Source organism: Azonexus sp. IMCC34839, from assembly GCF_047047955.1.
Taxonomy (GTDB): domain Bacteria; phylum Pseudomonadota; class Gammaproteobacteria; order Burkholderiales; family Rhodocyclaceae; genus Azonexus.
In genome coordinates, this window is the sequence record NZ_CP150631.1 from 341849 (window position 1) to 366726 (window position 24878).

Consider the following 24878-nt stretch of genomic DNA (forward strand, 5'->3'; position numbering starts at 1 on the left):
AGGCGGCTAGATGTGACGCAGAGGTGGCTGTCCCGGCGAGCTATTTGGTTTTTCGCCTTTTGGGCCAGTGCACCGCAGCAGTCAGCTTTTACGCATCAAAATGCATCGCCAAACTCGCCAAGGCCTGCGGCAGCGGCAAGTTCTCCTCGGTTTCGATGATGCCCGGCACCGGGTGTGGGTATTCGAAGAAGACGCCGTAGGTGCCCGGCCGTTGGCCGTGCAGGTAGACGTGGGCGCGCAGGCGGTCGAGTTCGGGGTGGCGCAGGGTGACGATGCACGGGTCGCCGTTGTCGCTGGAAACGATGTCGCAGGCTTCGCCGACCTTTTCATCGAGCGAGACGAGCAGGCGACGGATGGCGCGGTCTTTGGGGAGGGCCCAGGGGTTCGCGTTCATGGCAGCAGCTCCGGCTTGATCTGTTCCAGCCAGGTGTCGATGCGTTGCTCGGTGAGCACCGGCTGGTGGTGCTGGTCGAGCGCGAGGCCAAGGAATTCGTCGCCGTCGACGGCTTTGGAGGCGGCGAACTCATAGCCTTCGGTCGGCCAGCGCCCGACGATCCGGGCGCCGCTGTCGGCGAAGGCGTCGTGCAGCAGGCCGATGGCGTCGACGAATTCGTTGGCGTATTTCTTCTGGTCGCCCAGGCCGAAGATGGCGATGGTCTTGCCGCTGAGATCGACCTCGGCCAGTTGCGGCACGAACTCTTCCCAGCTCGGTTGCGACAGGCCACAGGATTCGCCGGGCAGCATGCCGTCGCCGAGCGTCGGGCTGCCGACGATCAGGCTGTCGTAGGCGAGAAAGTCGGCGAGGGTGGTGCGGCCGATATTGACCGGGGCATCCGCCAGGTCGCCGAGCTTCTTGGCGATCTGCTTGGCGATCAGGCGGGTGCGACCGGTGTCGGTGCCGAAGAAGATGCCGATCTTGGCCATGGGGTTACGAGGCGACGGGTTCTTCCTGCGTCAGTTCTTCGGGCAGGACGCCGACCGGGTGGCCGAGCGTGCCGTCCGGGCCGTTCTCGAACTGGACGAGGTAGATTTCCTTGCTTTCATCCATTTCGGCGACGCCGAAGTGGACGACCACGCCGCGCGTGCCGGCGGCGGCGATCAGGCCTTCTTCTTCGGCGATACCCGGCATGCCGCCATCGTTCAGGATGTCTTCGGCAGCGAAGATCATGTCGCCGACTTCGTAGCGCACGGTAGTCATGATCAGGCCCACACGTCGGCTGGCGCCAGGAGGCGCTCTACCGGCTGGTCGAACATCAGGTGTTCGTCGATGATGGTGGCCACGTCTTCCGGTTTGACGCCGGTGTACATGATGCCTTCCGGGTAGACCAGCACGCTCGGGCCGAGGTGGCAGGGGCCGAGGCAGCCGGTGTTGGTCAGCTGGTAGCCGGAGGCCCACAGGTTGCGGGCGGTGAATTCGTCCGAGAAGGCGTGCCAGGTCTGGCCGCAGCCTTTTTCCTGGCAGGAACCGCGCGGGTGGCCCTGGGGGCGGCCTTGAACGCAAACGAGGACGTGTTTCTTGGGTTTGGGCATGGAGCTCTCCTTGTCGATGCTTTTTCCATTGCAAGGGGAGTGCCAGGTATTAATTCAATGAAAACAGTGGTTTATTGCTTTATGGAAATGTCGCGTTTGCGACAAAAGGTAGCGCGGCGAAGGCTCGGAACGGGAAATTGCCAAAGATGTGAATTTGCTCACGGAATACCGCTAACACATTTGGCATTATTCGTCTCAGGAAACTCAGGAGCCGAACCATGTCACCAGGCACGCACTTTACCGAATCGTCCCGCGCCAACGCGCGGACGACGTCGCATCGTCCCGGCCAGACTGGCGATGCGGATTTATCCGATTTCGACCTGAAGGCGACCTTGAACACCATGGTCGTGCGCGAAGCCAATTTTTCGGAATTTCTGGCCGCGATCAAGGCCTACGGCCGGCCGTTCGCGCAGGGCTGAGCGAAATAGAGGATAAAGAGCGGGGCGGTGCTTGGGCACCGCCCCGTTTTATTTTCAGAACTGCTTGACCTCGATGTTCAGCGTCTGGATGCGGTAGGCGATCTGGCGCGGCGTCATGCCCAGGATGCGAGCGGCCTTGGCCTGGACCCAGCCGGCTTGTTCGAGCGCGGCGATGACGCGCTCGCGTTCCGACAGGTCGGGGTCGTTGACATCGACCGGCGCGGAATTTGCCCCGGAAGGCATGTCCACCGCAGCAGTGGCCGGCCGCGCCACCTTCATGCCCGGCCGCTCGCGAGAACTGGGGAAGCGGATCAGGTCGACGTCGATCTGGCCGTCTTCGGAGAGCACGGCGGCGCGTTCCAGGCAGTTTTCCAGTTCGCGCACATTGCCCGGCCACTCGTGGCTGGCCAGCCGGCGTTGCGCCATGTCGGTCAGCGTCAGCTTGCGGCGCTGGTCGGCGCCGATCTTGCCGAGCAGGTGGCGGGCGATGTCCGGAATGTCCTCGATGCGCTCGCGCAGCGGCGGCAGGAACAGCGGCATGACGTTCAGGCGATAGAACAAATCCTCGCGGAAATCGCCCATCTCGACCGCCGTTTCGAGGTCGCGGTGGGTGGCGGCGATGATGCGCACATCGACCTTGACCGTTTTCGAGCCGCCGACGCGCTCGAATTCGCCTTCCTGCAGCACGCGCAGCAGCTTGGCCTGGAAGGCCGGCGAGACTTCGCCGATTTCGTCGAGGAAGAGGGTGCCGCCGTGCGCCTGCTCGAAGCGCCCCTTGCGCGCTTCGACCGCGCCGGTGAAGGCACCGCGCTCGTGGCCGAAGAGTTCGGATTCGAGCAGGTTTTCCGGCAGCGCGGCGCAGTTGAGCTTGACGATGGCGTTGCGGGCGCGCGGCGAGTTGTAGTGGATGGCGTTGGCGATCAGTTCCTTGCCGGTGCCGGTTTCACCGCGGATCAACACGGTGGTGTTCCACTTGGCGACCATGCGCGCCTGATCGAAGACGCGGCGCATGACGGCCGAGCGGCCGACCATGTTCTCGAAGCCGAACTGATGGCGCACGGTGCGGCGCAGCGAATCGCGCTCTTCGACCAGGCTGGATTTTTCCTGCGCGATGTCCATCGACAGCTTGAGGCTCTGGCCGATCAGGTTGGCGACCATTTCGACGAACTGGGCGCGCTCTTCCAGCAGGCCGTCTTCCGGCGCTTCGGGCTGCACGGCGAGAACGCCCTTGAGGTCGCCGCCAACCTTGATCGGCACGGCGATGAAGGGCAGTTCCGGGTCGTAAACCCGCGTCCGGTTCAGGAAGCGTGGTTCGTCGGCGACGCGTGCCAGTTTGATGGTGCGCGGCTTTTCCAGGATCAGGCCGATGATGCCTTCGCCGGGGGCGTACTGGGTATCGTCCGATTCCAGGCCATCCGGGTTGTACAGGGTGTGGACGTTGAGGTTGCCGCTCTCGGCATCGACGACGGCGACCAGGCCCTTGGTCAGCCCGGCTTCGTCGTGCAGTACGCGCAGCAGGTCGCGCAGGGTTTCGCTGATCGCCAGCGAGCGGCTGAGGACCCGGCTCACGGCGTAGAGCGCCGCGAGCAGAAGGATGTTCAGTTCGTGCGTTCGACAGTAGCCGCCAGGCGGCGGGCATTCATCGTTCGCGTTGGCAATGTGAATGTGGTCGTGCATGCTGTTCTCGGGTCTCTTAGATCGGGTCGCCGTCTACGCGGAATTCGACAATGGCGGCACAGCCGCCGCTCGGGCTCTCATCGAGGTCGATGATGCCGCCGTGGTCGGCTACCACCTGCTGGGCGCGGGAGAGGCCGGTGCCGATGTGCTTGCCACTGCCGTTCTTGGCCGTGAAGAAGGGCTCGAAGGCTTTCACCCGCCATTCCTCGGGAATGCCGGGGCCGGAATCGAGCACCGAGACGACGATGCGGTCGCCATCCACCTTGCTGGTCAGCGATAGCTCGCGCCTGTTCCAGCCCTTGAGGTTCATCGCTTCGATGGCGTTATCGACCAGCGCCTTGAACAGCATGCGCAACTGCAGCGGCCGGCCGAGGATGGTGGGCAGGGTGATGGCCGGTTGCCAATCGACCACGATGCCGGCGCCGAGCAGGCGTGGCGTGCTGACTTCGAGCACGTCGCGCAGGATCTCGTTGATATTGACGCTGACCACGATCTCCTGCGGGCTTTGCGGGATGACCTGACGCAGGGTTTCCATGTGCTCGCGGCTGCTGTTCAGCGCCATCTGCAGCATGCTGGCGGTGTTGGGGTCGCGTCGTTGCAGCACGGCGACGGCCGAGGCCATCACGTTCATCGGTTCTTCCAGGCGGAAGAGGGCGGCGCCCAGGCCCTCGCGGATCGCCGCCGTGCGTTCCTCCTCGGCCAGCACGGCCTGCAGGGCGGCGGCGCGGGCACGTTCCTGTTCCTCGCGCAGGATGGAAACGTCGGAAATGGCCAGCAGCAGGCCGGGTTGGCCGCCTGTGGTGAAGTAATTGGTGGCGCAGTCGCTGTGGATATTGATCACCGATGAGGTGACCGACAGCCAGCGCGGCCGGCCGGCCGGGCGGTCGATGCGCGTTTCCATGCTGCCGAAGGCGCAGGCCTTGGGGTCGCTGGACAGCGCCTCGCGCCAGTGCGGCGCCAGGCTGTCGAGTAGGGTGTGGGCCGGTTCGTTCTGGCCAAGATCGGTGACCAGCTTCTTGTATTCCTGGTTATCCAGAATCACCTTGCCGCTGATGTCGAGCAGGGCGAAGGCGACCGGTGCGGCGTCGATGACCGATTCGATGACTTCCTTCTGGTTGCGCACCATGCGCTCCAGGCGGTGCAGGGCGGTGATGTCGCGGTGCATCCCGACGTAGTGGCTAACCTTGCCATCGGCGTCGGCCACCGGGGAGATGGTCAGTTCGGCCAGGTAGAGGTCGCCGTCCTTGCGCTTGTTGAGCAGGCGGCCGGACCACGGGCGGCGGGTCGTCAGGTGTTCCCACATCTCGCGGTATAGCTCGGGCGGCGTGGTGTGGTTGGACAGCACGGATTCGTTCTGGCCGACGATCTCGTCGGTGCCGTAGCCGGTAACGCGGGAGAACGCCTCGTTGGCGAACAGGATATTGGCCTTGGTGTCGGTGATCGAGATGGCCAGGTCGGCCTGATATACGGCGTGACTGAACGCTTCGGGCGGTAATCCGGGTTCGACACGCTTCTGGTCTGCGGGAAGGGCCGACATGAAGGAGCTCCTGACAAAAGTGGTTTTGTCCTTGGCTAGCAGATTCCGTGCCGTCAGCCAGTCGTCAGTTCCGTAACGCCCGGCTGGTGCGGTTTGGGAAGGAATGCGACGAAATCGCTGTCAGGTTTGCGACAAGCCGACAAGCTGAAAATGCACCGTTTTGATGCGTGCACCGCAGAAGCCGCATCGGCGTGGGGTTTTCAGGCGTTTGACCGAATTGGCACAGCTTGTGCAGGAGAGGGGGCAACCCAACTTGGCCATTTTTCAGAAATGAGCGAAATCATCCTGCTGCTGCTTTCCACGGCCTTGGTCAACAACGTGGTGCTGATCAAGTTTCTCGGCCTTTGTCCGGCCATGGGCGTTTCCAAGAGTGTGGATTCAGCCTTCGGCATGGGCATGGCGACCACCTTCGTCATCACGCTGGCGGCCGGCGCTTCCTGGATGCTCGACAACTGGTTGCTGCAACCGCTCGGTCTCGGCTACCTGCGCATCCTGACCTTCATCCTGGTCATCGCCGCCGTCGTGCAATTCACCGAGATGTTCATCAAGAAGACGGTGCCCGCGCTTTACCAGTCGCTCGGCATCTACCTGCCGCTGATCACCACCAACTGCGCCGTGCTCGGTGTCGCGCTACTCAATGTCGAGCAGAAGTTCAGCCTGTTCAAGAGCCTGCTCTACGGTTTCGGTTCGGCGCTCGGCTTCACCCTGGTGTTGCTCATCTTTGCCGGTCTGCGCGAACGCGTGGCGCTGGCCCGCGTGCCGGGCGCCTTCGCCGGTTCGCCCATCGCTTTCGTCACCATCAGCCTGCTCGCCCTGGCCTTCATGGGCTTCTCGGGCCTGAACGTTTAATACGGGAGAACACGCCATGATCGCTGCCATCCTGAGTCTTACCCTGCTCGGCGCCGTGCTCGGCATCGTGCTCGGTGTTGCCAACAAGTTCCTGCAGGTCGAGGGCAACCCGGTGGTCGATGAGTTGATCGCCATGATGCCCGGTTCCAACTGCGGCCAATGCGGCTTTCCCGGTTGTTCCGGTGCCGCCAATGCCATCGTCGACGGCACGGCTGCACCGACCTGCTGCCCGCCGGGCGGCAAAGCGCTGGCCGCGGCCATCGCCGCCAAGCTGGGCCTGAGCGTCGATCTCTCCGCGATGTCGGACGACGGCCCGAAGATCGCCGTGGTCGCCGAAGAGCTGTGCATCGGCTGCTGCCGCTGCAGCAAGGTCTGCCCGACCGATGCGCTGATTGGCGCCGCCAAGCAGATTCACAACGTGCTGCGCGAAGCCTGTACCGGCTGCAGCAGCTGCGTCGACAAGTGCCCGACCGAGGCGCTGACGATGATCTCCACCCCGGTCACGATCCAGCATTGGGTGATGCCCAAGCCGGTCGCCGCGTGAGGACAGCATGGGCGTGATGAATCTGTTCAAGCACTTGTTCGCCGACGATTGGGGCGTGCATCCGGACGACCACAAGCGGCCGGCGGCCGACCAGGCGGTGCGGACGATGCCCGTTCCGGCCAAGCTGTATCTGCCGTTGCAGCAACACCTCGGCGGTGCGGCCCGGCCTATTGTGCTGGTTGGCCAGAAGGTGAAGAAGGGCGAATTGATCGCCGAGGCGCAAGGCATGGTATCGGCACCGATTCATGCGCCGACCTCGGGCACGATCATGGCGGTGACCGAAATCACCGCGCCGCACCCTTCCGGCCTCAGCCTGCCGGCCATCATCCTCGAAGCCGACGGCGCCGACGAATGGTGCGAGCTGGCGGGGTGCGACGATCCGTTTGCGCTGGAACCGGCTGCCATCGGCAAGAAGGTCGCCGCAGCCGGGGTCGTCGGTCTGGGCGGCGCGGCCTTTCCGTCTGCGGTCAAGCTGATCGGCGCTTCGCGTGCCCAGGTGACCACGCTGGTCATGAACGGCGGCGAGTGCGAGCCTTATCTTTCCTGCGATGACCGTCTGATGCGCGATGCGGCAGCCGGCATCGTCGATGGCATTCGCATCATGCTGCATGCCACCGGGGCCAAGGTGGCGCTGGTCGGCATCGAGGACAACAAGCCCGAGGCCATTACCGCCATGCGCGAAGCGGCCGCCGCATTTGCCAATGTGCAGGTGCAGCCGGTGCCGGCGCGTTATCCGATGGGTTCAGAAAAGCAGCTGATCCAGGTGCTGACCGGCATCGAAGTGCCGGCCGATGGTCGCCCGGCCGATATCGGCGTTATCGTGCATAACGTTGGCACGGCGCTGGCAGTGCGCGCCGCCGTGCGCGAAGGCAAGCCGCTGATTTCCCGGCTGGTGACGATCAATGGCGCCTGCGCTGCACAGCCGGGCAACGTCGAGGTCCGCATTGGCACCCTGGCCGAGGAAGTGATCGCCTTCGCCGGCGGTTTGAAGGGCGAGGGCATCGGCCTGGCGCGGCGCGTCATGGGTGGCCCAATGATGGGCATGCAGATTCCTCACTGGCGCGTTCCGGTGGTCAAGGGCACCAGCGGCATCCTGGCTCTGGATGCCGACGAGGTGGCGGAGCAGGAGCCCAACCCGTGCATTCGCTGCGGCAGTTGCGTCAAGGCCTGCCCGATGGGTCTGCTGCCGCTCGAAATGAGTTCGCGCATCCGCAACGAGGCTTTTGACGAAGCGGTCGGCCTGGGCCTAAAGGACTGCATCGCTTGCGGCTGTTGCTCCTTCGTCTGCCCGTCGAAGATTCCGCTGGTTCAGTACTTCGTCCATGCCAAGGGCGAGATGGCCGCGCAGGAGCGCACCAAGCTGCGCAACGAGGCAACCAAGAAGCTGGCACAACAGCGGCAGGACAGGCTGGCGCGCGAAGCCAGGGAAAAGGCCGAAGCCGCCGCCAAGCGCAAGGCGGAACGCGAAGCGGCAGCGGCCAAGGCGGCTGCCGAGGCAGCACAGAAGGAATCGGTGAGTTAAGGAGCGGTCATGGGCTTCATGAATCTCTTCAAAACCTTTCTCGGCCAGCACTGGGGCGTGCATCCGGCAGATCACAAGCGGCCGGCGGCGGATGCCGTGGTGCGCCGCGTGCCGATGCCGCCGCGCCTCTACCTGATGCTGTCGCAGCATGTCGGGGCGCCGGCCCGGCCTGTCGTGCTGGTTGGTCAGAAAGTGAAGAAGGGCGAATTGATCGCTGCCGCCCAAGGCAACATCTCGGCGCCCTTGCATGCGCCGACCTCGGGCGTGATCAGCGCCATTGTCGAAATCACCGCACCGCATGCTTCCGGCCTGCCGGCCATGGCCATCACGCTGGACAGTGATGGCGAGGATGTGTGGATCGATGCTGATGTACCGGCCGATCCTTATGCCCTGGCGCCGGCCGACATCGCGGCCCGCGTTGCTGCAGCCGGTGTGGTCGGGCTGGGCGGCGCGACTTTCCCGTCCTCGGTCAAGCTCAATCTGGGCCGCCGTTCCGAAATCGACACCCTGCTCATCAACGGCAGCGAGTGCGAACCCTATCTTTCCTGCGACGACCGCCTGATGCGCGACCGGGCGCACGAGATCGTGTCGGGTATCCGACTGATGCTGGTTGCCACCGGCGCCAAGGTGGCGCGCGTCGGCATCGAGGACAACAAGCCGGAAGCCATCGCTGCCATGCGCGAGGCAGCCGCAGCCTTCGCCGAGATCGAAGTCATGCCGGTGCCGGCGCGTTATCCGATGGGTTCGGACCGCCAGTTGATCGTCGAGCTGACCGGACGCGAAGTGCCGTCCGATGCGCGTGCCGCCGACGTTGGCGTCATCGTGCATAACGTCGGCACGGCGCAGGCGGTGCATAACGCCGTCTGTCTCGGCCGGCCGCTGGTCAGCCGGCTGCTCACCTTGAACGGCAAGGCAGTGGCCGAGCCGGGCAATTACGAGGTGCCGATCGGCATGTTGCTGAGCGATCTGATCGCCTTCACCGGCGGTACCCGCGGCGAAGCGGCGCGCATCGTCATGGGCGGGCCGATGATGGGAACCGTGCTGCCGCACCTGCGCGTGCCGGTGGTCAAGGGCACCAGCGGCATCCTCTTGCTCGATGCTGCCGAAGCGGCAGCTTTCGAACCGGAGGCCTGCATTCGTTGCGGCAGCTGCGTCAAGGCATGCCCGATGGGGCTGTTGCCGCTCGAAATGAGCGCCCGTATTCGCAACGACGATCTCGATGGCGCCGCCGATCTCGGTCTGGCCGATTGCATCGCCTGCGGTTGCTGCGCCTACGTCTGCCCCTCGCACATTCCGCTGGTGCAGTACTTCTACCACGCCAAGGGCGACATTTCGGCACGCGAACGGGCCAAGTTGCGCGGTGAGGCGACCAAGAAACTGGCGCTGGCCCGCCAGGATCGCCTCGAACGCGAAGCGCGCGAAAAAGCCGAGGCCGCTGCCCGACGCAAGGCCGAACGGGCCGCCCAACAAGCTGCACAACAAGCCGCCGCTGCGACTGCTGCGGTGCACACCCCAAATCAAGGAGAAATCGCATGAGTACCGGCGCCCTGACCGCCCAGCCGATCGCCTCGCCGCACGCCCACGGCGGCAACTCGGTGACGCGCACGATGTTCCGCGTGCAGCTGGCGCTTGCCCCGGCCACGCTGTACGGCTTCTGGCTATATGGTTGGCCGTCGTTCTTCCTGTGGCTGCTGACCATCCTTTCCTGCCTGGGTTTCGAAGCGCTGTCGCTGAAGATGATGGGCAATGCGCGCATCCAGCGCACGCTGTGGGACGGCTCGGCAATGCTGACCGGCTGGCTGCTGGCGCTCACCTTGCCGCCCTGGGCGCCGTGGTGGGTGGCCATCGTCGGCGGCTTCATCGCCATCGTGATCGGCAAGCAGGTGTTCGGTGGGGTGGGACAGAACGTCTATAACCCGGCCATGGTCGCCCGCGTTGCGCTGCTCGTTTCCTTCCCGGTGCCGCTGACCCAGTGGATTCTGCCGCTGCCGATCAACTCGGTGGCCGCACCCGATTTCATCCACGGCCTGCAAATTTTCCTCGGCAACCAGGCGGTGCCGGATGCCATGGCCAGCGCCTCGTTACTCGGCTTCACCAAGACCGAACTGTCGCGCGGCATCGATCTGCTGCACTCGCTTGGCGGCGAGCACGCGACTGCGCTGTTCTCGTGGAGCGGTGCGCGGGCCGGCAGTTTCGGTGAGTCGGCCAGCTTCCTGATCCTGGCTGGCGGCCTCTACCTGCTGTTCGCCGGCATCATTACCTGGCACACGCCGGTCGCCGTGCTGGCGGGCTTGGCGATTCCGGCCGCCATCGGCCATGCCGTCGATCCCACGCATTACCTGAGCGTTTCCGCCCACCTGTTGTCCGGTGCTGCGATGCTCGGCGCCTTCTTTATCGCCACCGATTACGTGACCTCGCCCAATACCGGCACCGGCCAGCTGATCTTCGGTCTCGGCATCGGCCTGCTCACCTGGGTGATCCGTACCTACGGCGGCTATCCGGAAGGCATGGCCTTCGCGGTATTGCTGATGAATTCGCTGACGCCGGTCATCGACCGCTTCGTCAAGCCGCGCATCCTCGGCCGCGACCGCAAGGGCAAGCCGCTGGACATTCCGGAAAACAAGGGAGCCTAAGATGAATCTGGAAAGCATCCGGGAAAAAATCGGTTACCAGCCGGCCTTGCTCGGCGTGGTGGCCCTGTTGGCAAGCGGCGCGCTGGCCATGGCCTCGACCGCCACGCACGACGCCATTGCCGCGGCCGAAGCCAAGGACTTACGCGATTCGCTGTCGGAGGTGCTGCCCAGCGGCATGGCTGACAACGATTTCCTGAAGGATACGATCAACGTCGACCGCGATGGCCAGCCGGTGACCATCTATCGCGCCCGCCAGGGCAGCGAGATGAAAGCGGCCTTGTTCAAGGTGGCGGGGCGGGGCTATGCCGGCGAAATCCAGATCCTGATGGCGGTCGACATGAGCGGCAAGACGCTCGGCGTGCGCGTGTTGAAACACGCCGAGACGCCCGGCCTGGGCGACAAGATCGAGGTCAAGAAGGATTCGTGGATCAAGTCCTTCGACGGCAAGTCGTTGGGCGAACCGGCGCCGGAGAAATGGGCGGTCAAGAAGGATAGCGGGGTCTTCGACCAGTTTGCCGGCGCGACCATCACGCCGCGCGGCGTGGTCAAGGCGGTCAAGGGTGGGCTGGAATTCTTCGCTGCCCACAAGACGGAAATCACCGGTTAGGAGCGAGCGATGAGTGACAGCAACTACGGCAGCATCATGAAGGAAGGCCTGTGGGAGCAGAACGTCGTGTTCTCCCAACTGCTGGCCATGTGCCCGACCATGGCGGTGACGACGAGCGGCACCAACGGCCTGGGGATGGGCCTGGCGACGACGGCGGTGCTGGTCGTATCCAATATCCTGGTCTCGCTGATCCGGCATACGGTCAGTTCGCAGGTGCGCATTCCGGTCTTCGTCGTGCTGATCGCCACGCTGGTGACGGTGGTCGATATGGCGATGAACGCCTGGCTGCACGACCTATACAAGGTGCTCGGTCTGTTCATTGCGCTGATCGTGGTCAATTGCGCCATTCTTGGCCGAGCGGAAGCCTTTGCCGTGAAGAGCGGGGTGTTCGCCTCGGCGGTGGATGGCCTGGCCATGGGCCTGGGTTTTACCGGGGCGCTGACGGTGATCGGGCTGATCCGCGAATTCCTTGGTGCCGGCACTTTGTTCGCCCAGGCATCCAACCTGCTCGGACCGTCCTTCGCCTTTCTCGAAATGAAGCTGCCGGGCTATGGCGGGGCCTTGCTGATGATCCTGCCACCGGGCGGCTTCGCCATCCTCGGTTTCCTGCTGGCCGGCAAGCGGGCCATGGAGCGCCGGCTGGAGGCGCGTGCCGCCGCCGGGGCGAGCGGGACGCCGGTCGCTGCCTGAATTTGAACTAGGGAGAATCGAACATGCAGATCGGCGTAGCGTATTCCGAACCGGGCAACCAGATCTGGCTCAACATCGAGGTGCCGGATGAATCGACGGTCAAGGATGCGATCGAGCGCTCGGGCATCCTCAAGCAGTTTCCGCATATCGACCTAGCGGCGCAGAAGGTGGGGGTTTTCGGCCGCCTGGTCAAGCTCGATGCCGCATTGAAGGCAGGCGACCGCGTCGAGATTTATCGCGGCATCATCGCTGATCCGGAAACCGTGCCGCGGCGCGATCTGGATGGTGACGAGTAAGACTTTAAGGATTGGGTCGGCCAATCAGGCAGATTTTGATCGTTAAGGGGTAATCCGCAATTGAAAAGCCGACTGCTGCGGTGGACAATGCGGTTTTGCCAAAAATCAGGGAGTCCGGCGCGTGCAGCGTCGGCGGAATCAAAACGAATTCAAACCTCATCGAGAACAGCCATGCACCGTTTCTTGCCCTTGCTTTGCCTGCTGCCGGCCTCGGCCTTCGCGGCCGGTAATCTGCCGACCGTCGGCGGCATTCCCGTCGATTTCATCCTGTTTGCACTGACCCTGCTCGGCGTGGCGCTGTTTCATAACGCCACCCTGTATGTCGCGCTGACCGGTTTGTTCACCATCAGCCTGTACAAGATCATCTTCACCGGCTTCAAGACCGGTGTCGGCGTTGCCGGCTTCTTCGGGCATCTCGGACATGAATGGGTGACCATCGCCAACCTGTTCTGCCTGCTGACCGGCTTTGCCTTGCTGGCTCGTCACTTCGAGAAGAGCCATGTGCCGGTGGTGCTGCCGAAGTTCCTGCCGGACGACTGGAAGGGCGGTTTCGTGCTGTTGGTCATGGTCTTCGTCATCTCCAGCTTCCTCGACAACATCGCGGCCGCGCTGATCGGTGGGGCCATGGCCCACCAGTTGTTCAAGGCCAAGGTGCATATCGGTTATTTGGCCGCCATCGTTGCTGCATCGAACGCCGGTGGCTCGGGGTCGGTGGTCGGCGATACGACGACGACCATGATGTGGATCGACGGCATCAGCCCGCTGATCGTGGTCGATGCCTACGTCGCCGCCGGCATCGCGCTACTGATCATCGGTTATTTCGGTGCCAAGCAGCAGCATGCCTATTCGCCGATCATCAAGCATGCGCACGAACATACCCACGTCGATTGGGGCCGCATCTTCATCGTCGCCACCATGCTGGTCTTCGCCGTGGCCACCAACATCACCATTAACGTGAAGTATCCGGAACTGGCCGATCACTTCCCATTCATCGGTGTCGCCGTGTGGGCGGCGATCATCCTTACCATCCCGGTGCGTCGCCATGACTGGGAATTGCTGCCGGACACGATCAAGGGCTCGATTTTCCTGCTCTCGCTGGTGTTGTGCGCCTCGATGATGCCGGTTGAAGAGCTGCCGCCGGCTTCCTGGCAGTCGGCCTTCGCGCTGGGCTTTGTCTCCGCCGTTTTCGACAACATTCCGCTGACCGCGCTGGCCTTGCGCCAAGGTGGCTTCGACTGGGGCTTCCTGGCCTATGCCGTGGGCTTCGGCGGTTCGATGCTGTGGTTTGGCTCGTCGGCTGGCGTCGCGCTGTCCAACATGTTCCCGGAAGCCAAGTCGGCTGCCCAGTGGCTGCGCCATGGCTGGCACGTTGCCGTGGCCTACGTCGTCGGCTTCATGGTCATGCTGGTCGTGCTCGGCTGGCATCCTGACGAAGGCCACAAGAAGGTTGCCGCGCCGGTAGCGGTCGAACAGCCGGCGGTCGCTCCGGCCCAGTAAGCGCTTTCGGCCAAACCGCCGAACGGAAGGCGGGAGAACTTTGGTGTGCTGGATGTATCCTAGACATCCATGAACGCCAAATTTCTCCCGCATTCGTCTTTTGAGTCAGCCGCCGACCTGCGCTTGTCCGAACTGATCTCGGCGCTGTCGCATGCGCTCGACATCACAGAAGGGCAGCCGGAAGGGCACTGCGTACGTTGTTGCTGGATCGGCATGCATATCGGCCGCCGGCTCGGCCTGGGCGACGAGGAGCTGTGGGGGCTCTATTACACGCTGCTGCTGAAGGACCTCGGTTGCAGCAGCAATGCGGCCCGCATCTGCGAGCTCTATCTGACCGATGATCTGAGCTTCAAGCGCGATTTCAAGACGGTCGGCGACAGTTTGCCGCAGGTGCTCAACTTCGTGCTCAAGCATACGGGCCTGAAAGCCGGCCTGGCCGAGCGCTTTCGCAGCGTGCTGACCATCATGCGCGATGGCAGTGAACTCGCGCAAGAATTGATCGCGACGCGTTGCCAGCGGGGCGCGGAAATTGCCCGCCTCTTGCGCTTCCCGGAGAGCGTTTCGGCCGGCATTTACAGTCTCGACGAGCATTTCGACGGCAAGGGCAAGCCGGAAGGGCTGGCTGGCCAGGCGATTCCCCTATTTGCCCGCATAGCCTTGCTGGCGCAGGTGATCGACGTATTTCACACCGCTGGCGGCCCGCAGGCAGCGCTCGACGAAGTGATGGGCAGGGTAGGCACCTGGTTCGATCCTGCTTTGGTCCGGGTTTTCGAGGCGGTGGCCGATGACGATGCATTCTGGGCGATGCTCGCTTCGCCCGAGGTCATGTCCGCCATCCTGGCGCTGGAGCCGGCCGCGCACGTCGTGCCGCTCGATGACGATTATCTCGACGACATCGCCGCCGCTTTCGGTCAGGTGGTCGACTCGAAAAGTCCCTACACCAGCGGCCATAGCGCCCGCGTTGCCCTGTACACGGACATGATTGCCGAGAGCCTCGGCCTCGGGCCTGAGCGGCGCCGCTGGCTGAAGCGCGGGGCCTTGTTGCATGATGTCGGCAAGCTCGGCGTCAGCAACAGCGTGCTCGACAAGCCGGGCAAGCTGGATGCCGATGAATGGGCCGCAGTGCAGGCGCATGCCGCTTATACCGAAGCCATCCTGTCGCGGATCGATGCCTTCGCCGAGCTGGCCCGCGTGTCGGCGGCGCACCATGAGCGGCTGGATGGCAAGGGCTATCCGCGCGGTTTGAAGGCGGAGGAGATCACGCTGGAAACCCGCATCATCACGACCGCCGACATCTTCGATGCGATCACCGCCGAACGTCCCTATCGCGGGGCGGTGCCGATCCCGAAAACGCTGGAAATCATGGCCGAAAATGTCGGTACGGCCATCGACCCAGAGTGTTTCGAGGCGCTCAAACAGGCAATCGACCGTTTGCCCGACGCCTTCTCCCGGTAAAATACGCCCTTTGCTCACCGGCCTGGCCGGAATAAGGTTTTTCTGCATGACCACTGATATTAAAGTGCCGACCGTCGGCTTTGTTTCCCTGGGATGTCCGAAGGCTTCAAGCGACGCCGAGCGCATCCTGACCAAGCTGCGCGCCGAAGGCTATGAAATTTCGCCAAGCTACGACAATTCCGACCTGGTGATCGTCAATACCTGCGGCTTCATCGACGCCGCTGTCGAGGAATCGCTCGATGCCATCGGCGAGGCGCTCAACGAAAATGGCAAGGTCATCGTCACCGGCTGCCTAGGCGCCAAGGGCGATATCGTGCAGACGACGCACCCGTCCGTGCTGGCCGTGACCGGCCCGCATGCGGCCGATGAGGTGATGGGCTATGTGCATGAGCATCTGCCCAAGCCGCACGATCCCTATACCGACCTGGTGCCGCCGCAGGGTGTGCGCCTGACGCCGGATCACTTCGCCTACCTGAAGATTTCCGAAGGCTGCAACCATAGCTGTACCTTCTGCATCATCCCGTCGCTGCGCGGTCCGCTGGTGTCGCGCCCGGTGGGCGACGTGCTGGCCGAAGCCGAAAGCCTGGCCCGTGCCGGCGTCAAGGAACTGCTGGTCATTTCGCAGGACACCTCGGCCTATGGCGTCGATCTGAAATACCGCACCGGTTTCTGGGGCGGCAAGCCGGTCAAGACCCGCCTGAAGGAGTTGTGCGAGGCGATGGCCCAGTTCGGTATCTGGGTGCGCCTGCATTATGTCTATCCTTACCCCTCGGTCGATGACGTGATCCCGCTGATGGCCGAAGGCAAGATCCTGCCTTACCTCGATGTGCCGTTCCAGCACGCCAGCCCGAAGATTTTGAAGGCGATGAAGCGTCCGGCCTCGGCCGAGAACACGCTGGAGCGTATCCGCAAGTGGCGCGAGATCTGCCCGGAAATCGTCATCCGCTCGACCTTCATCACCGGTTTCCCCGGCGAGACGGACGAGGATTTCGACATGCTCATCCAGTTCCTCGAAGATGCGCAGCTCGACCGCGTCGGCGCTTTCGCCTATTCGCCGGTCGAAGGTGCGGTGGCCAATGACTTGGGTCTGTTGTTGCCGGAGGACGTACGCGAGGATCGCCGCCGCTGGCTGATGCAGGTGCAGGAAGACATCTCCGCCGACAAGCTGGCCGCCAAGATCGATAGCGTGATTGAGGTGCTGGTCGACGAGGTCGATGAAGAAGGCACCATTGCCCGCTCCAAGGCCGATGCGCCCGAGATCGACGGTCTGGTCTATATCGACGGCCACTTCGACGCCCAGCCGGGCGACTTCCTGCAGGTCAAGGTCATCGACGCCGACCACCATGACCTCTACGCCAAGATCGCCTGATCTGATTGCGGCGCTGGCCGGCATCGTCGGCACCGCGCAGGTGCTGACCGAGGCGGCCGATGTCGCGCCTTATCTGACCGATTGGCGCGGGCGTTACCGGGGTGCCGCGCAATGCGTCGTGCGTCCGGGGTGTGCCGAAGAAGTGGCAGCGGTGGTCAAGGCCTGTATCGCTGCAGGTGCGCCCATCGTGCCGCAGGGCGGTAACACCAGCCTGTGCGGCGCGGCCACGCCGGACGAGGCGGGCAGGGCGGTGGTTGTCGCGCTAGGTCGTCTGAACCGCATTGCTGCAGTGGACACCGAAAACAACACGATTTCCGTCGAAGCCGGCTGCACGCTGGCGCAGGTGCAGGAGGCGGCGCGTGCCGTCGGGCGGCTCTTTCCGCTCGCACTGGCCTCCGAAGGCACCTGCCAGATCGGCGGCAACCTGTCGACCAATGCCGGCGGCGTGCAGGTGTTGCGCTACGGCAATACCCGCGAACTGACGCTCGGGCTGGAAGTGGTGCTGCCCAATGGCGAGCTGTGGAACGGCCTGCGCGGCCTGCGCAAGGACAACACCGGCTATGACCTGAAGCAGGTGTTCATCGGCGCCGAAGGCACGCTCGGCATCATCACCGGCGCTGTCTTGAAGCTCTTTCCGCTGCCGCAGCGGCAGACCACCTGCTGGTTGAACGTCGAAAGTCCGACGGCTGCGGTGCACCTGCTCAATCGGGCAAAAACCACGTTCGATGCCCAACTGACCGCTTTCGAGCTGATTTCCGAGCCGGCGCTTGGCCTGGTGCTGAAGAACATTCCCGCCACCCAACGGCCGACAGCGAGCAGCGCCTGGTACGTGCTGGCCGAGTTTTCCGATGCCGAACCGGCGGCGGTCGAGGCCTGGCTGGCCGAGCGCTTGGAGGCGGGCGAGGTGAGCGACGGGGCTATCGCGCAAACCGGTGAGCAGGCGAAGAAGCTGTGGGCCCTGCGCGAGAATATTTCGGAAGCCCAGAAGATCGAGGGCATTTCGATCAAGCACGACATCGCCGTGCCGGTGTCGAAAATTCCGGAATTCCTGGCGCGGGCCGATGCGGAACTGGGCGCGACTTTTACCGGCATTCGCGTGGTCGCCTTCGGCCACGTCGGTGACGGCAACCTGCATTACAACCTGTCCAAGCCGGATGCCCAGGAGAATACCGCTTTCATCGCCCAGCAGCCGGCGGTGCATCGACACGTGCACGACATCGTGCAGGCGCTGAACGGTTCGATCTCGGCCGAACATGGCCTCGGCCAGTTGAAGCGTGAAGAAATTCTGCGCTACAAATCGCCCGTGGAAATGGCGCTGATGCGCTCGCTCAAGCAGGCGCTCGACCCACTGGGCCTGATGAATCCTGGCAAGGTGATTTGAATCCGGTGTGCCGCCGCTTCGGGCAGCGGCACACGTCAGGGCTCAGTTGAGCGCCTTGCCTTCGCTGTCGGCGAAGATGGCGGCGACGTCTTCCGGGCTGAAGCGGTAGTCGCGGTTGCAGATATCGTCGCGGATCAGGATTTCGCCATGTTCGGCAACGATGGCCTCGGCGTCGTGGCGGCCCAGGCTACGAATCATGTCGCGCACCTTGTTCCAGTCTTCCGGGCAATGATAGACCACCGGTTGCGGGTCGTAGACGCGGATGCCGTGCTGCTCCATCTCTTCATGGAACAGGCGGGTGAGCAGGCTTTCGACGTCGAGGCCGAGCAGTTCCTCATCCTTGACCGTGCTGGCCAGGTGGGTGATGCGGTTCCAGGCATCGGCATCGCGCAGGTCGGCATCCGGCATCTTCTGCAGGAAAAGGCAGGCAGCCGCGTCGTCGTTGGCGGTGAGGAACAGGCGGGAAGCCTGCTGTTCGGATTGCTCAAGGTAATGCTCGAAGATTGCCGCGGTGGAATCGCCGACCAACGGCACGTAGCTCTGGTAAGGCTGGCGGGCGGTCGGCAGGTCGAGGCTGAGCATCAACTGGCCGCCCTGGTGGGCACCGAGCAGTTCCGGAACCGGGGCTGCCAGCACGACCGGATTGCTGCGTGCCATGCCGCGCATCTGCAACTGCTCGTTGCAGTCCATGACCAGCAGCTGGACCGGGCCATTGCCGCGCAACTGGAAGGTCAGGCGGCCCGGCTGTTTCAACTGGGCGGCGATCAGCGCCGTGACGCTAGCCATGTCGCCGAGCAGGCGGGCGACGGTCGGCTGGTAATCGCGACCGGCCTGCATCTGCTGCCAGGTATCGCCGAGATGGACGATGGCGCCGCGAATGTCGAGGTGTTCGAACAGGAAGCGGCGAACGAAGCTGTCGCTCATTTCAGTTGCTCCGCGTAGTTGTCGGGGGTGAAGCCGACCAGCAGCTTGTTGCCGGCATCGAGTACCGGGCGCTTGATCAGCGATGGGTATTGCGCCATCAATTTCAGCGCTTTGGCCTCGTCCACCGCAGACCGCTCCTCGTCAGTCAGCTTCTTCCACATCAGGCCGCGCGTATTGAGCAGCTTTTCCCAGCCGGCACGCTGGTTCCAGTCGGGCAGGTGGTTTTCCGCCACGCTGGCCTTCTTGTAATCGATGAATTCATACGCCACGCCGTTGGCTTCGAGCCAGGCGAAGGCCTTCTTCATGGTGTCGCAGTTCTTGATGCCGTAGACCTTGATCATTGCGCTTCCTCAACGATAAACGGGGGCCGCCGGCCCCCGTATTGGATTCTGGTGCTGGCCGGAAAGTTTAGCCGCGGACCGACTCCGGCAGATGGCCTTGGATCACGCCAAGCAGCGGGGCGAAGACTTTCGGCGTACCAGCGATCACGTTGCCGGTTTCCAGATAGTTGTTTTCGCCGCGCAGGTCGCTGACCAGGCCGCCGGCCTCGGAAATGAGCAGGGCGCCAGCGGCGACATCCCAAGGGGCCAGGCCGAATTCCCAGAAGCCGTCGTAACGGCCGCAGGCGACATAGGCGAGATCGAGCGAAGCGGCCCCGGGCCGACGCATGCCGGAAGTCTTCTGGGTCAGTTCCTTGAAGATCGCCAGATAGGTATCGACATGGTTGAAGAGGCGGTACGGGAAGCCGGTGCCGAGCAGGGAGTCCTGCAGCTTGGTACGACGCGAAACGCGGATGCGGCGTTCGTTCAGGAACGCGCCGGAGCCCTTGGAGGCGGTAAACAATTCGTTGCGATTCGGATCGAAGACGACGGCCTGCTCGACCACACCATTCTTGGCCAAGGCGATCGAGATGGCGTAGTGCGGCATGCCGTGGATGAAATTGGTCGTGCCATCGAGCGGATCGATGATCCACTGGTATTCGGTATCCTGCTTGCCCTTGCCGACGGACTCGCCGGACTCCTCTGCTAGAATCCCGTAGCCCGGATAGGCCTCGCGCAGGGTTTCGATGATGGCGGCTTCGGCGGCCTGGTCGACCTCGGTAACGAAATCGTTGGGCTGCTTGGTAGCGACCTTGAGCGAATCGAGATCGTTCGAGGCGCGATTGATGATCTGGCCGGCGCGGCGCGCCGCCTTGATGGCGATATTCAGGGCTGGATGCATGGCTTTAAAGAGCGATCGGGTGGCCGTGGACCACCCGATACGAAATTTCAAAAGACGAATTTTACACTATGAACCCCGAACTCCTGCTGTCGCGTATCCGAGTTGTGCTCTGTCGGCCCAGTCACCCTGGAAATATCGGTGCGGCAGCGCGTGCCATGAAGACCATGGGCTTGTCCGATCTCTACCTCGTGCAGCCCAAGCAATTCCCCGATCCGGAAGCCGATGCGCGGGCGACCGGCGCGGTGGACGTGCTCAATCGGGCAAAAATCGTCGACAGCCTGCCGCAGGCTTTGGTTGGTGCAAGCTTTGCCGTGGCCATGTCGGCCCGGCAGCGCGATCTGGGGCCGGTGGTCGGGACGCCGCGCGAGACCGTTCAGCGTTTGCTGGCTGAGGCGGGGCAGGGCGAAGTGGCGCTGGTCTTCGGCAATGAGACGCATGGCCTGAGCAACGAAGAAGTGCTGTATTGCCAGGCGGCGGTCAGTATTCCGACCAACCCGGATTTCAGCTCCTTGAATCTCGGGTCGGCGGTGCAGGTGATGTGTTACGAATGCCGGATGTCTGCTTTCGCCGGCAAACCGCCAATTATCGAACAAGGGGTGACGCCATTTGCCTCGGCCCCGGCGGCGCACGATGAAGTCGAGGGCTTCTACGGTCATCTGGAAAAGGTGATGACCGACACGGGCTTCTACAACCCGGCTCAACCGGGCCGGCTGCTACCCAAGTTGCGCCGCCTGTTCGGACGTATCCGCCTGGAAAAGGACGAAATCAACATCCTGCGCGGCATTCTGTCTGCGACGCAGGTGCGTACCGGGCACGGCCGCAAGGAGTAGGGTTTCGCCGGGTCAGGCGAAGCTGTTGCGCATCTCGGCAGCCAAAGCCTCGATTTCCGGGCGCAGGTGGCCGTATTTTTCTTCGATGGCATCGATCTCGGTGCGATCGCTGGCGCCGGGCTGTTCCTGTGCCAACCATTCGAAATGGCCGCCGCACAGCATGTTGGCGATATAGACGACATCGGTCAGGGTGCGTACCGGATTGGGCATCGGGCGCAAGGCATCGTGGTCGGAGGTCGCCTCGACGATTTCCTCTGGCAGCCCAAGCGCGGCGAGCAGTGCAACGCCAATGCTTTCGTGCCAGTGCAGGATCAGATAACGAACGCTTTCCGGGCGGGCACGCAGTTCGTCGTATTGCGTGGCGCGGTAGAGCATGTAGAAGGCGCCCAGATCGTGCAGCATCCCGGCCAGCATGGCTTCATCGCGATTGATGCGTGAAGCCTCTGCAGCAATGATGCGGGCTGCGGCAGCCGTCGTAACGGTGTGCTCCCAGAGTTTGGTCGATAGCTCGGAGAAATCGGCCATGCCCTTGGCTCGCAGCAATTGGGCCATGACCACACTCATTGCAGTCGTGCGAACGGTATTCAGGCCCAGTCGGGAAATGGCCGTTTTCAGGTCGACAATCTGATTGCCTTGCGGGTTGAAGGCGACCGAATTGGATAGATGGAGCAGTTTGGCGCTGACCAGGGGTTCGAGAGCGACTGCAGCGGCAATCCCGGAGATACTCTGGTTCGGATCGTTCAATACCTTGCGCAGGCGCAGGATGACGTCAAAATGGGTAGGGAAGACCACTTCGCCTGCGAGTTCTTCGGCAATGTCCTCCAGCATCTGGAAGCGCTGGGCTTTCAGTTCAGCCCCGATCTTGTCAGGATCTTTGTGTTCAGACGTGCTCATTTGATGCTCCCATCAAGAAAAAGCCCCGCTCTTTCAGCGGGGCCTTTTCGGAACGACTGGTGGGTGCTGACGGGGTCGAACCGCCGACATTCGCCTTGTAAGGGCGACGCTCTACCAACTGAGCTAAGCACCCGGGTAATTCTTAGTTGCAGGCGTCCTTCAGGCCCTTGCCAGCGCGGAACTTCGGCGACTTGGCTGCCTTGATTTCCAGGGTCTTGCCGGTGCGCGGGTTGCGGCCGGTGCGGGCAGCGCGCTCGCCGACGTAGAAGGTGCCGAAACCGATCAGGCTGACGGAGTCACCCTTGGCCAGAGCGCCCTTGATGGCATCAACAGCGGCGTCCAGCGCACGACCGGCGGCAGCCTTGGAGATGTCGGCAGAAGCGGCGATCTGATCGATCAGTTCAGTCTTGTTCATATTTAAGTCCCCTACAGGTTGGTTTACAAGTGGTTAAAGCCTTGGAGGACGGAATTATCTCTCGCGAAATCCTTGTGTCAAGCGGATTCTGGCGGGGTTGCGGCGGCTTTCCCGCAAGGATAGGGATGCCGCTGCCAAGACAACGGCATCCTTTCCTTATAAATCAATGAGTAACGACGGTGGTCGCAGCGCCGGCCTCGGCGGCGCCCTGTACGCCAGCCTTTTCGTCGGCTGCGTCAGCAAGGGCCTCAGGCTTGCGCTCAAGGGCCTTTTCCAGCACCTGGTCGATCCACTTGACCGGAACGATCTCGATACGGTTCTTGATGTTGTCCGGGATTTCCGTCAAATCCTTGACGTTTTCTTCCGGGATCAAGGCCGTCTTCAGACCGCCACGTACGGCTGCCAGTAGCTTTTCCTTCAGGCCACCGATGGCGAGCACTTCGCCACGCAGCGTGATTTCACCGGTCATACAAACGTCGCAACGAACCGGGATTCCTGTGTAGGACGAAACCAGCGCCGTGGTCATGGCGATGCCAGCAGATGGACCGTCCTTCGGCGTGGCGCCTTCCGGCACGTGGATGTGAATGTCCGTCTTCTCGAAGATTTCATCCTTGATGCCAAGACGGCGAGCGCGGGCGCGCACCACGGAACGGGCGGCTTCGACCGATTCCTTCATGACGTCACCGAGCGAACCGGTACGCAGGATGTTGCCCTTGCCCGGCATGTTGGCGCACTCGATGGTCAGCAATTCACCGCCGACCTCGGTCCAGGCCAGACCGGTTACTTGGCCGACCTGGTTTTCCTTTTCGGCCATGCCGAAGGTGTAGCGATGCACACCGAGGAATTTGTCGAGGTTCTTGGCATTGACCAGAATCTTGCTATCGCGCTTCTTCAGGACCAGGGTCTTGACGACCTTGCGGCAAATCTTCGAGATTTCGCGTTCGAGTGCACGCACACCGGCTTCGCGGGTGTAGTAACGCACAATGTCGCGCAGTGCGCTTTCGGCGACCGTCAGTTCGGTCTTCTTGACTCCGTTGTTCTTCATCTGCTTCGGCAGCAGGTAGCGCAGGGCGATATTGACCTTCTCGTCTTCCGTGTAGCCGGACAGACGGATCACTTCCATTCGGTCGAGTAACGGTGCCGGAATGTTCAGCGTGTTGGCCGTAGCCACGAACATCACGTCGGACAGGTCGAAATCGACTTCGACGTAGTGGTCCTGGAAGGTGTTGTTCTGTTCCGGATCCAGCACTTCGAGCAGGGCGGAAGACGGGTCGCCGCGGAAATCCTGTCCGAGTTTGTCGACTTCGTCGAGCAGGAACAGCGGATTGCGCACGCCGACCTTGGTCAGGCTTTGCAGAATCTTGCCCGGCATGGAACCGATATAGGTACGACGGTGACCGCGGATTTCGGCCTCGTCACGCACGCCGCCGAGCGCCATGCGAACGAACTTGCGGTTGGTCGCCTTGGCGATGGACTGACCGAGCGAAGTCTTGCCGACACCTGGAGGGCCGACCAGGCAGAGGATAGGCGCCTTGACCTTGTCGACGCGTTGTTGCACCGCAAGATACTCGACGATGCGTTCCTTGACCTTTTCCAGGCCGAAGTGGTCGGTGTCGAGAATCTTCTCGGCTTCGCGTAGATCCTTGCTGATGCGGGTCTTCTTGCGCCACGGCAAGCCGATCAGGGTTTCGATGAAGTTGCGCACGACGGTGGCTTCGGCCGACATCGGCGACATCAGGCGCAGCTTCTTCAGTTCGCCCTGAGCCTTGGCCAAGCCTTCCTTGCTCATGCCGGCAGCCTTGATCTTCTTGTCCAGCTCTTCCAGATCGGCGCCTTCTTCGCCTTCGCCGAGTTCCTTCTGAATGGCCTTGACCTGCTCGTTCAGGTAGTACTCGCGCTGGCTCTTTTCCATTTGGCGCTTGACGCGGCCACGGATGCGCTTTTCCACCTGCAGGATGTCGATTTCGGCTTCGAGTTGTGACAGCAGGCGATCGATACGGTCGCGAATGCTTTCCATCTCCAGCACTTCCTGCTTCTGCTCCAGCTTGAGCGGCAGGTGGGCGGCGATGGTGTCGGCCAGACGACCGGCGTCCTCAATGCCGGCGATGGAGGAGAGAACCTCCGGCGGGATCTTCTTGTTCAGTTTGACGAACTGGTCGAACTGGGCGACCACGGCACGGCGCATGGCCTCGATCTCGTGATCTTCGACGGTGCCCGGAGGAATCGGACAAGCCGTTGCCATGAAGACGGAAGATTGCACTTCGACGGCTTCGACACGAGCGCGCTGCGTGCCTTCGACCAGCACCTTGACGGTGCCGTCGGGCAGCTTGAGCATCTGCAGGATATTGGCCATACAGCCGATGTGGTACAGGTCGGCCGGTTCCGGCTCGTCCTTGGCCGCCGACTTCTGGGCGACCAGCAGGATGTGCTTGCCAGATTCCATCGCCATTTCGAGGGCCTTGATGGACTTCGGGCGGCCTACGAAGAGCGGGATGACCATGTGCGGAAACACGACGACATCGCGCAACGGCAGCAGCGGCAGTTCGACGGTTTCCGGAAGGGTGTTGGGGTTCGACATTAGAAGCCTT

General features: G+C 62.9%; 26 protein-coding genes and 1 tRNA gene. 14 read left to right on the top strand and 13 right to left on the bottom strand.

Annotated features, from left to right (window positions below; translation table 11 throughout):
* Positions 1-88: 88 nt before the first annotated feature.
* From WIF35_RS01710 to WIF35_RS01725, 4 genes are read right to left on the bottom strand one after another with little or no spacing between them, the layout of a single operon-like run.
* Positions 89-394, bottom strand: a complete 306-nt coding sequence (locus WIF35_RS01710) for a hypothetical protein (RefSeq protein ID WP_412479843.1) — start codon at positions 392-394, stop codon at positions 89-91.
* Entirely contained in the window at positions 391-924 is a 534-nt protein-coding gene (locus WIF35_RS01715; protein WP_412479844.1) for a flavodoxin, read from the bottom strand. Before WIF35_RS01715 ends, WIF35_RS01710 begins: the two co-directional genes overlap by 4 nt.
* 4 nt (positions 925-928) lie before the next feature.
* A complete protein-coding gene (locus tag WIF35_RS01720; protein WP_412479845.1) occupies positions 929-1198 on the bottom strand; it encodes a nitrogen fixation protein NifZ in 270 nt (89 codons plus the stop codon).
* Between the two features lie 2 nt (positions 1199-1200).
* The gene (locus WIF35_RS01725) at positions 1201-1530 is read right to left on the bottom strand and encodes a (2Fe-2S) ferredoxin domain-containing protein (protein WP_412479846.1); all 330 of its coding nucleotides are present in this window, start codon (positions 1528-1530) and stop codon (positions 1201-1203) included.
* A 218-nt stretch (positions 1531-1748) separates the two neighbouring features.
* Here WIF35_RS01725 and WIF35_RS01730 point away from each other — a divergent pair, with 218 nt between their 5' ends.
* Positions 1749-1949: a hypothetical protein gene (locus WIF35_RS01730; protein WP_412479847.1), complete on the top strand. Its 201-nt coding sequence runs from the start codon at positions 1749-1751 to the stop codon at positions 1947-1949.
* 54 nt (positions 1950-2003) lie between these two features.
* Here WIF35_RS01730 and nifA read toward each other — a convergent pair whose 3' ends face one another.
* A complete protein-coding gene (nifA, locus tag WIF35_RS01735) occupies positions 2004-3626 on the bottom strand; it encodes a nif-specific transcriptional activator NifA (protein ID WP_412479848.1) in 1623 nt (540 codons plus the stop codon).
* A gap of 16 nt (positions 3627-3642) precedes the next feature.
* On the bottom strand, positions 3643-5163 hold the full coding sequence (nifL, locus tag WIF35_RS01740) for a nitrogen fixation negative regulator NifL (protein ID WP_412479849.1): 1521 nt from the start codon (positions 5161-5163) through the stop codon (positions 3643-3645).
* 270 nt (positions 5164-5433) lie between these two features.
* Between nifL and rsxA the strand changes: the two genes are divergently transcribed.
* The 12 genes from rsxA (at position 5434) to WIF35_RS01800 (ending at position 18006) form a co-directional block, all read left to right on the top strand.
* Complete coding sequence (gene rsxA / locus WIF35_RS01745) at positions 5434-6012, top strand: electron transport complex subunit RsxA (protein ID WP_412479850.1); 579 nt, start codon at positions 5434-5436, stop codon at positions 6010-6012.
* A 16-nt stretch (positions 6013-6028) separates the two neighbouring features.
* Complete coding sequence (locus WIF35_RS01750; RefSeq protein WP_412479851.1) at positions 6029-6556, top strand: RnfABCDGE type electron transport complex subunit B; 528 nt, start codon at positions 6029-6031, stop codon at positions 6554-6556.
* A gap of 16 nt (positions 6557-6572) precedes the next feature.
* The gene (gene rsxC / locus WIF35_RS01755; RefSeq protein ID WP_412479852.1) at positions 6573-8078 is read left to right on the top strand and encodes an electron transport complex subunit RsxC; all 1506 of its coding nucleotides are present in this window, start codon (positions 6573-6575) and stop codon (positions 8076-8078) included.
* A gap of 18 nt (positions 8079-8096) precedes the next feature.
* A complete protein-coding gene (rsxC, locus tag WIF35_RS01760; protein ID WP_412479853.1) occupies positions 8097-9614 on the top strand; it encodes an electron transport complex subunit RsxC in 1518 nt (505 codons plus the stop codon).
* Complete coding sequence (locus tag WIF35_RS01765; RefSeq protein ID WP_412479854.1) at positions 9611-10711, top strand: RnfABCDGE type electron transport complex subunit D; 1101 nt, start codon at positions 9611-9613, stop codon at positions 10709-10711. The genes rsxC (WIF35_RS01760) and WIF35_RS01765 overlap by 4 nt, the downstream gene beginning before the upstream one ends.
* A gap of 1 nt (position 10712) precedes the next feature.
* Entirely contained in the window at positions 10713-11318 is a 606-nt protein-coding gene (gene rsxG, locus WIF35_RS01770; RefSeq protein ID WP_412479855.1) for an electron transport complex subunit RsxG, read from the top strand.
* Positions 11319-11327: 9 nt separating this feature from the next.
* Positions 11328-12008 (top strand): electron transport complex subunit E, encoded by a 681-nt coding sequence (locus WIF35_RS01775; protein WP_412479856.1) that lies wholly within the window; start codon positions 11328-11330, stop codon positions 12006-12008.
* A gap of 23 nt (positions 12009-12031) precedes the next feature.
* Positions 12032-12304 (top strand): RnfH family protein, encoded by a 273-nt coding sequence (locus WIF35_RS01780; RefSeq protein WP_412479857.1) that lies wholly within the window; start codon positions 12032-12034, stop codon positions 12302-12304.
* Positions 12305-12475: 171 nt separating this feature from the next.
* Complete coding sequence (locus WIF35_RS01785; RefSeq protein WP_412479858.1) at positions 12476-13801, top strand: citrate transporter; 1326 nt, start codon at positions 12476-12478, stop codon at positions 13799-13801.
* 69 nt (positions 13802-13870) lie between these two features.
* A complete protein-coding gene (locus WIF35_RS01790) occupies positions 13871-15256 on the top strand; it encodes an HD-GYP domain-containing protein (RefSeq protein WP_412479859.1) in 1386 nt (461 codons plus the stop codon).
* Positions 15257-15302: 46 nt separating this feature from the next.
* Complete coding sequence (rimO, locus tag WIF35_RS01795) at positions 15303-16625, top strand: 30S ribosomal protein S12 methylthiotransferase RimO (protein WP_412479860.1); 1323 nt, start codon at positions 15303-15305, stop codon at positions 16623-16625.
* A complete protein-coding gene (locus WIF35_RS01800) occupies positions 16600-18006 on the top strand; it encodes an FAD-binding oxidoreductase (RefSeq protein WP_412479861.1) in 1407 nt (468 codons plus the stop codon). Before rimO ends, WIF35_RS01800 begins: the two co-directional genes overlap by 26 nt.
* A 42-nt stretch (positions 18007-18048) precedes the next feature.
* Here WIF35_RS01800 and WIF35_RS01805 read toward each other — a convergent pair whose 3' ends face one another.
* From WIF35_RS01805 to WIF35_RS01815, 3 genes are all read right to left on the bottom strand, one after another.
* Complete coding sequence (locus WIF35_RS01805) at positions 18049-18930, bottom strand: Hsp33 family molecular chaperone HslO (protein WP_412479862.1); 882 nt, start codon at positions 18928-18930, stop codon at positions 18049-18051.
* Positions 18927-19271 carry an ArsC family reductase gene (locus WIF35_RS01810; RefSeq protein WP_412479863.1) on the bottom strand — a complete coding sequence of 115 codons (345 nt, stop codon included), beginning with the start codon at positions 19269-19271 and terminating at the stop codon, positions 18927-18929. Before WIF35_RS01810 ends, WIF35_RS01805 begins: the two co-directional genes overlap by 4 nt.
* Positions 19272-19338: 67 nt before the next feature.
* A complete protein-coding gene (locus tag WIF35_RS01815; protein ID WP_412479864.1) occupies positions 19339-20151 on the bottom strand; it encodes an inositol monophosphatase family protein in 813 nt (270 codons plus the stop codon).
* Positions 20152-20219: 68 nt separating this feature from the next.
* Between WIF35_RS01815 and WIF35_RS01820 the strand changes: the two genes are divergently transcribed.
* Positions 20220-20981: an RNA methyltransferase gene (locus WIF35_RS01820; RefSeq protein ID WP_412479865.1), complete on the top strand. Its 762-nt coding sequence runs from the start codon at positions 20220-20222 to the stop codon at positions 20979-20981.
* 12 nt (positions 20982-20993) lie between these two features.
* Here WIF35_RS01820 and WIF35_RS01825 read toward each other — a convergent pair whose 3' ends face one another.
* The 4 genes from WIF35_RS01825 to lon form a co-directional block, all read right to left on the bottom strand.
* Entirely contained in the window at positions 20994-21875 is an 882-nt protein-coding gene (locus tag WIF35_RS01825; protein ID WP_412479866.1) for an HDOD domain-containing protein, read from the bottom strand.
* Positions 21876-21932: 57 nt separating this feature from the next.
* Positions 21933-22008, bottom strand: a tRNA-Val gene (locus tag WIF35_RS01830).
* Between the two features lie 9 nt (positions 22009-22017).
* A complete protein-coding gene (locus WIF35_RS01835) occupies positions 22018-22290 on the bottom strand; it encodes an HU family DNA-binding protein (RefSeq protein ID WP_412479867.1) in 273 nt (90 codons plus the stop codon).
* 163 nt (positions 22291-22453) lie between these two features.
* On the bottom strand, positions 22454-24868 hold the full coding sequence (gene lon / locus WIF35_RS01840; RefSeq protein WP_412479868.1) for an endopeptidase La: 2415 nt from the start codon (positions 24866-24868) through the stop codon (positions 22454-22456).
* Positions 24869-24878 lie beyond the last annotated feature (10 nt).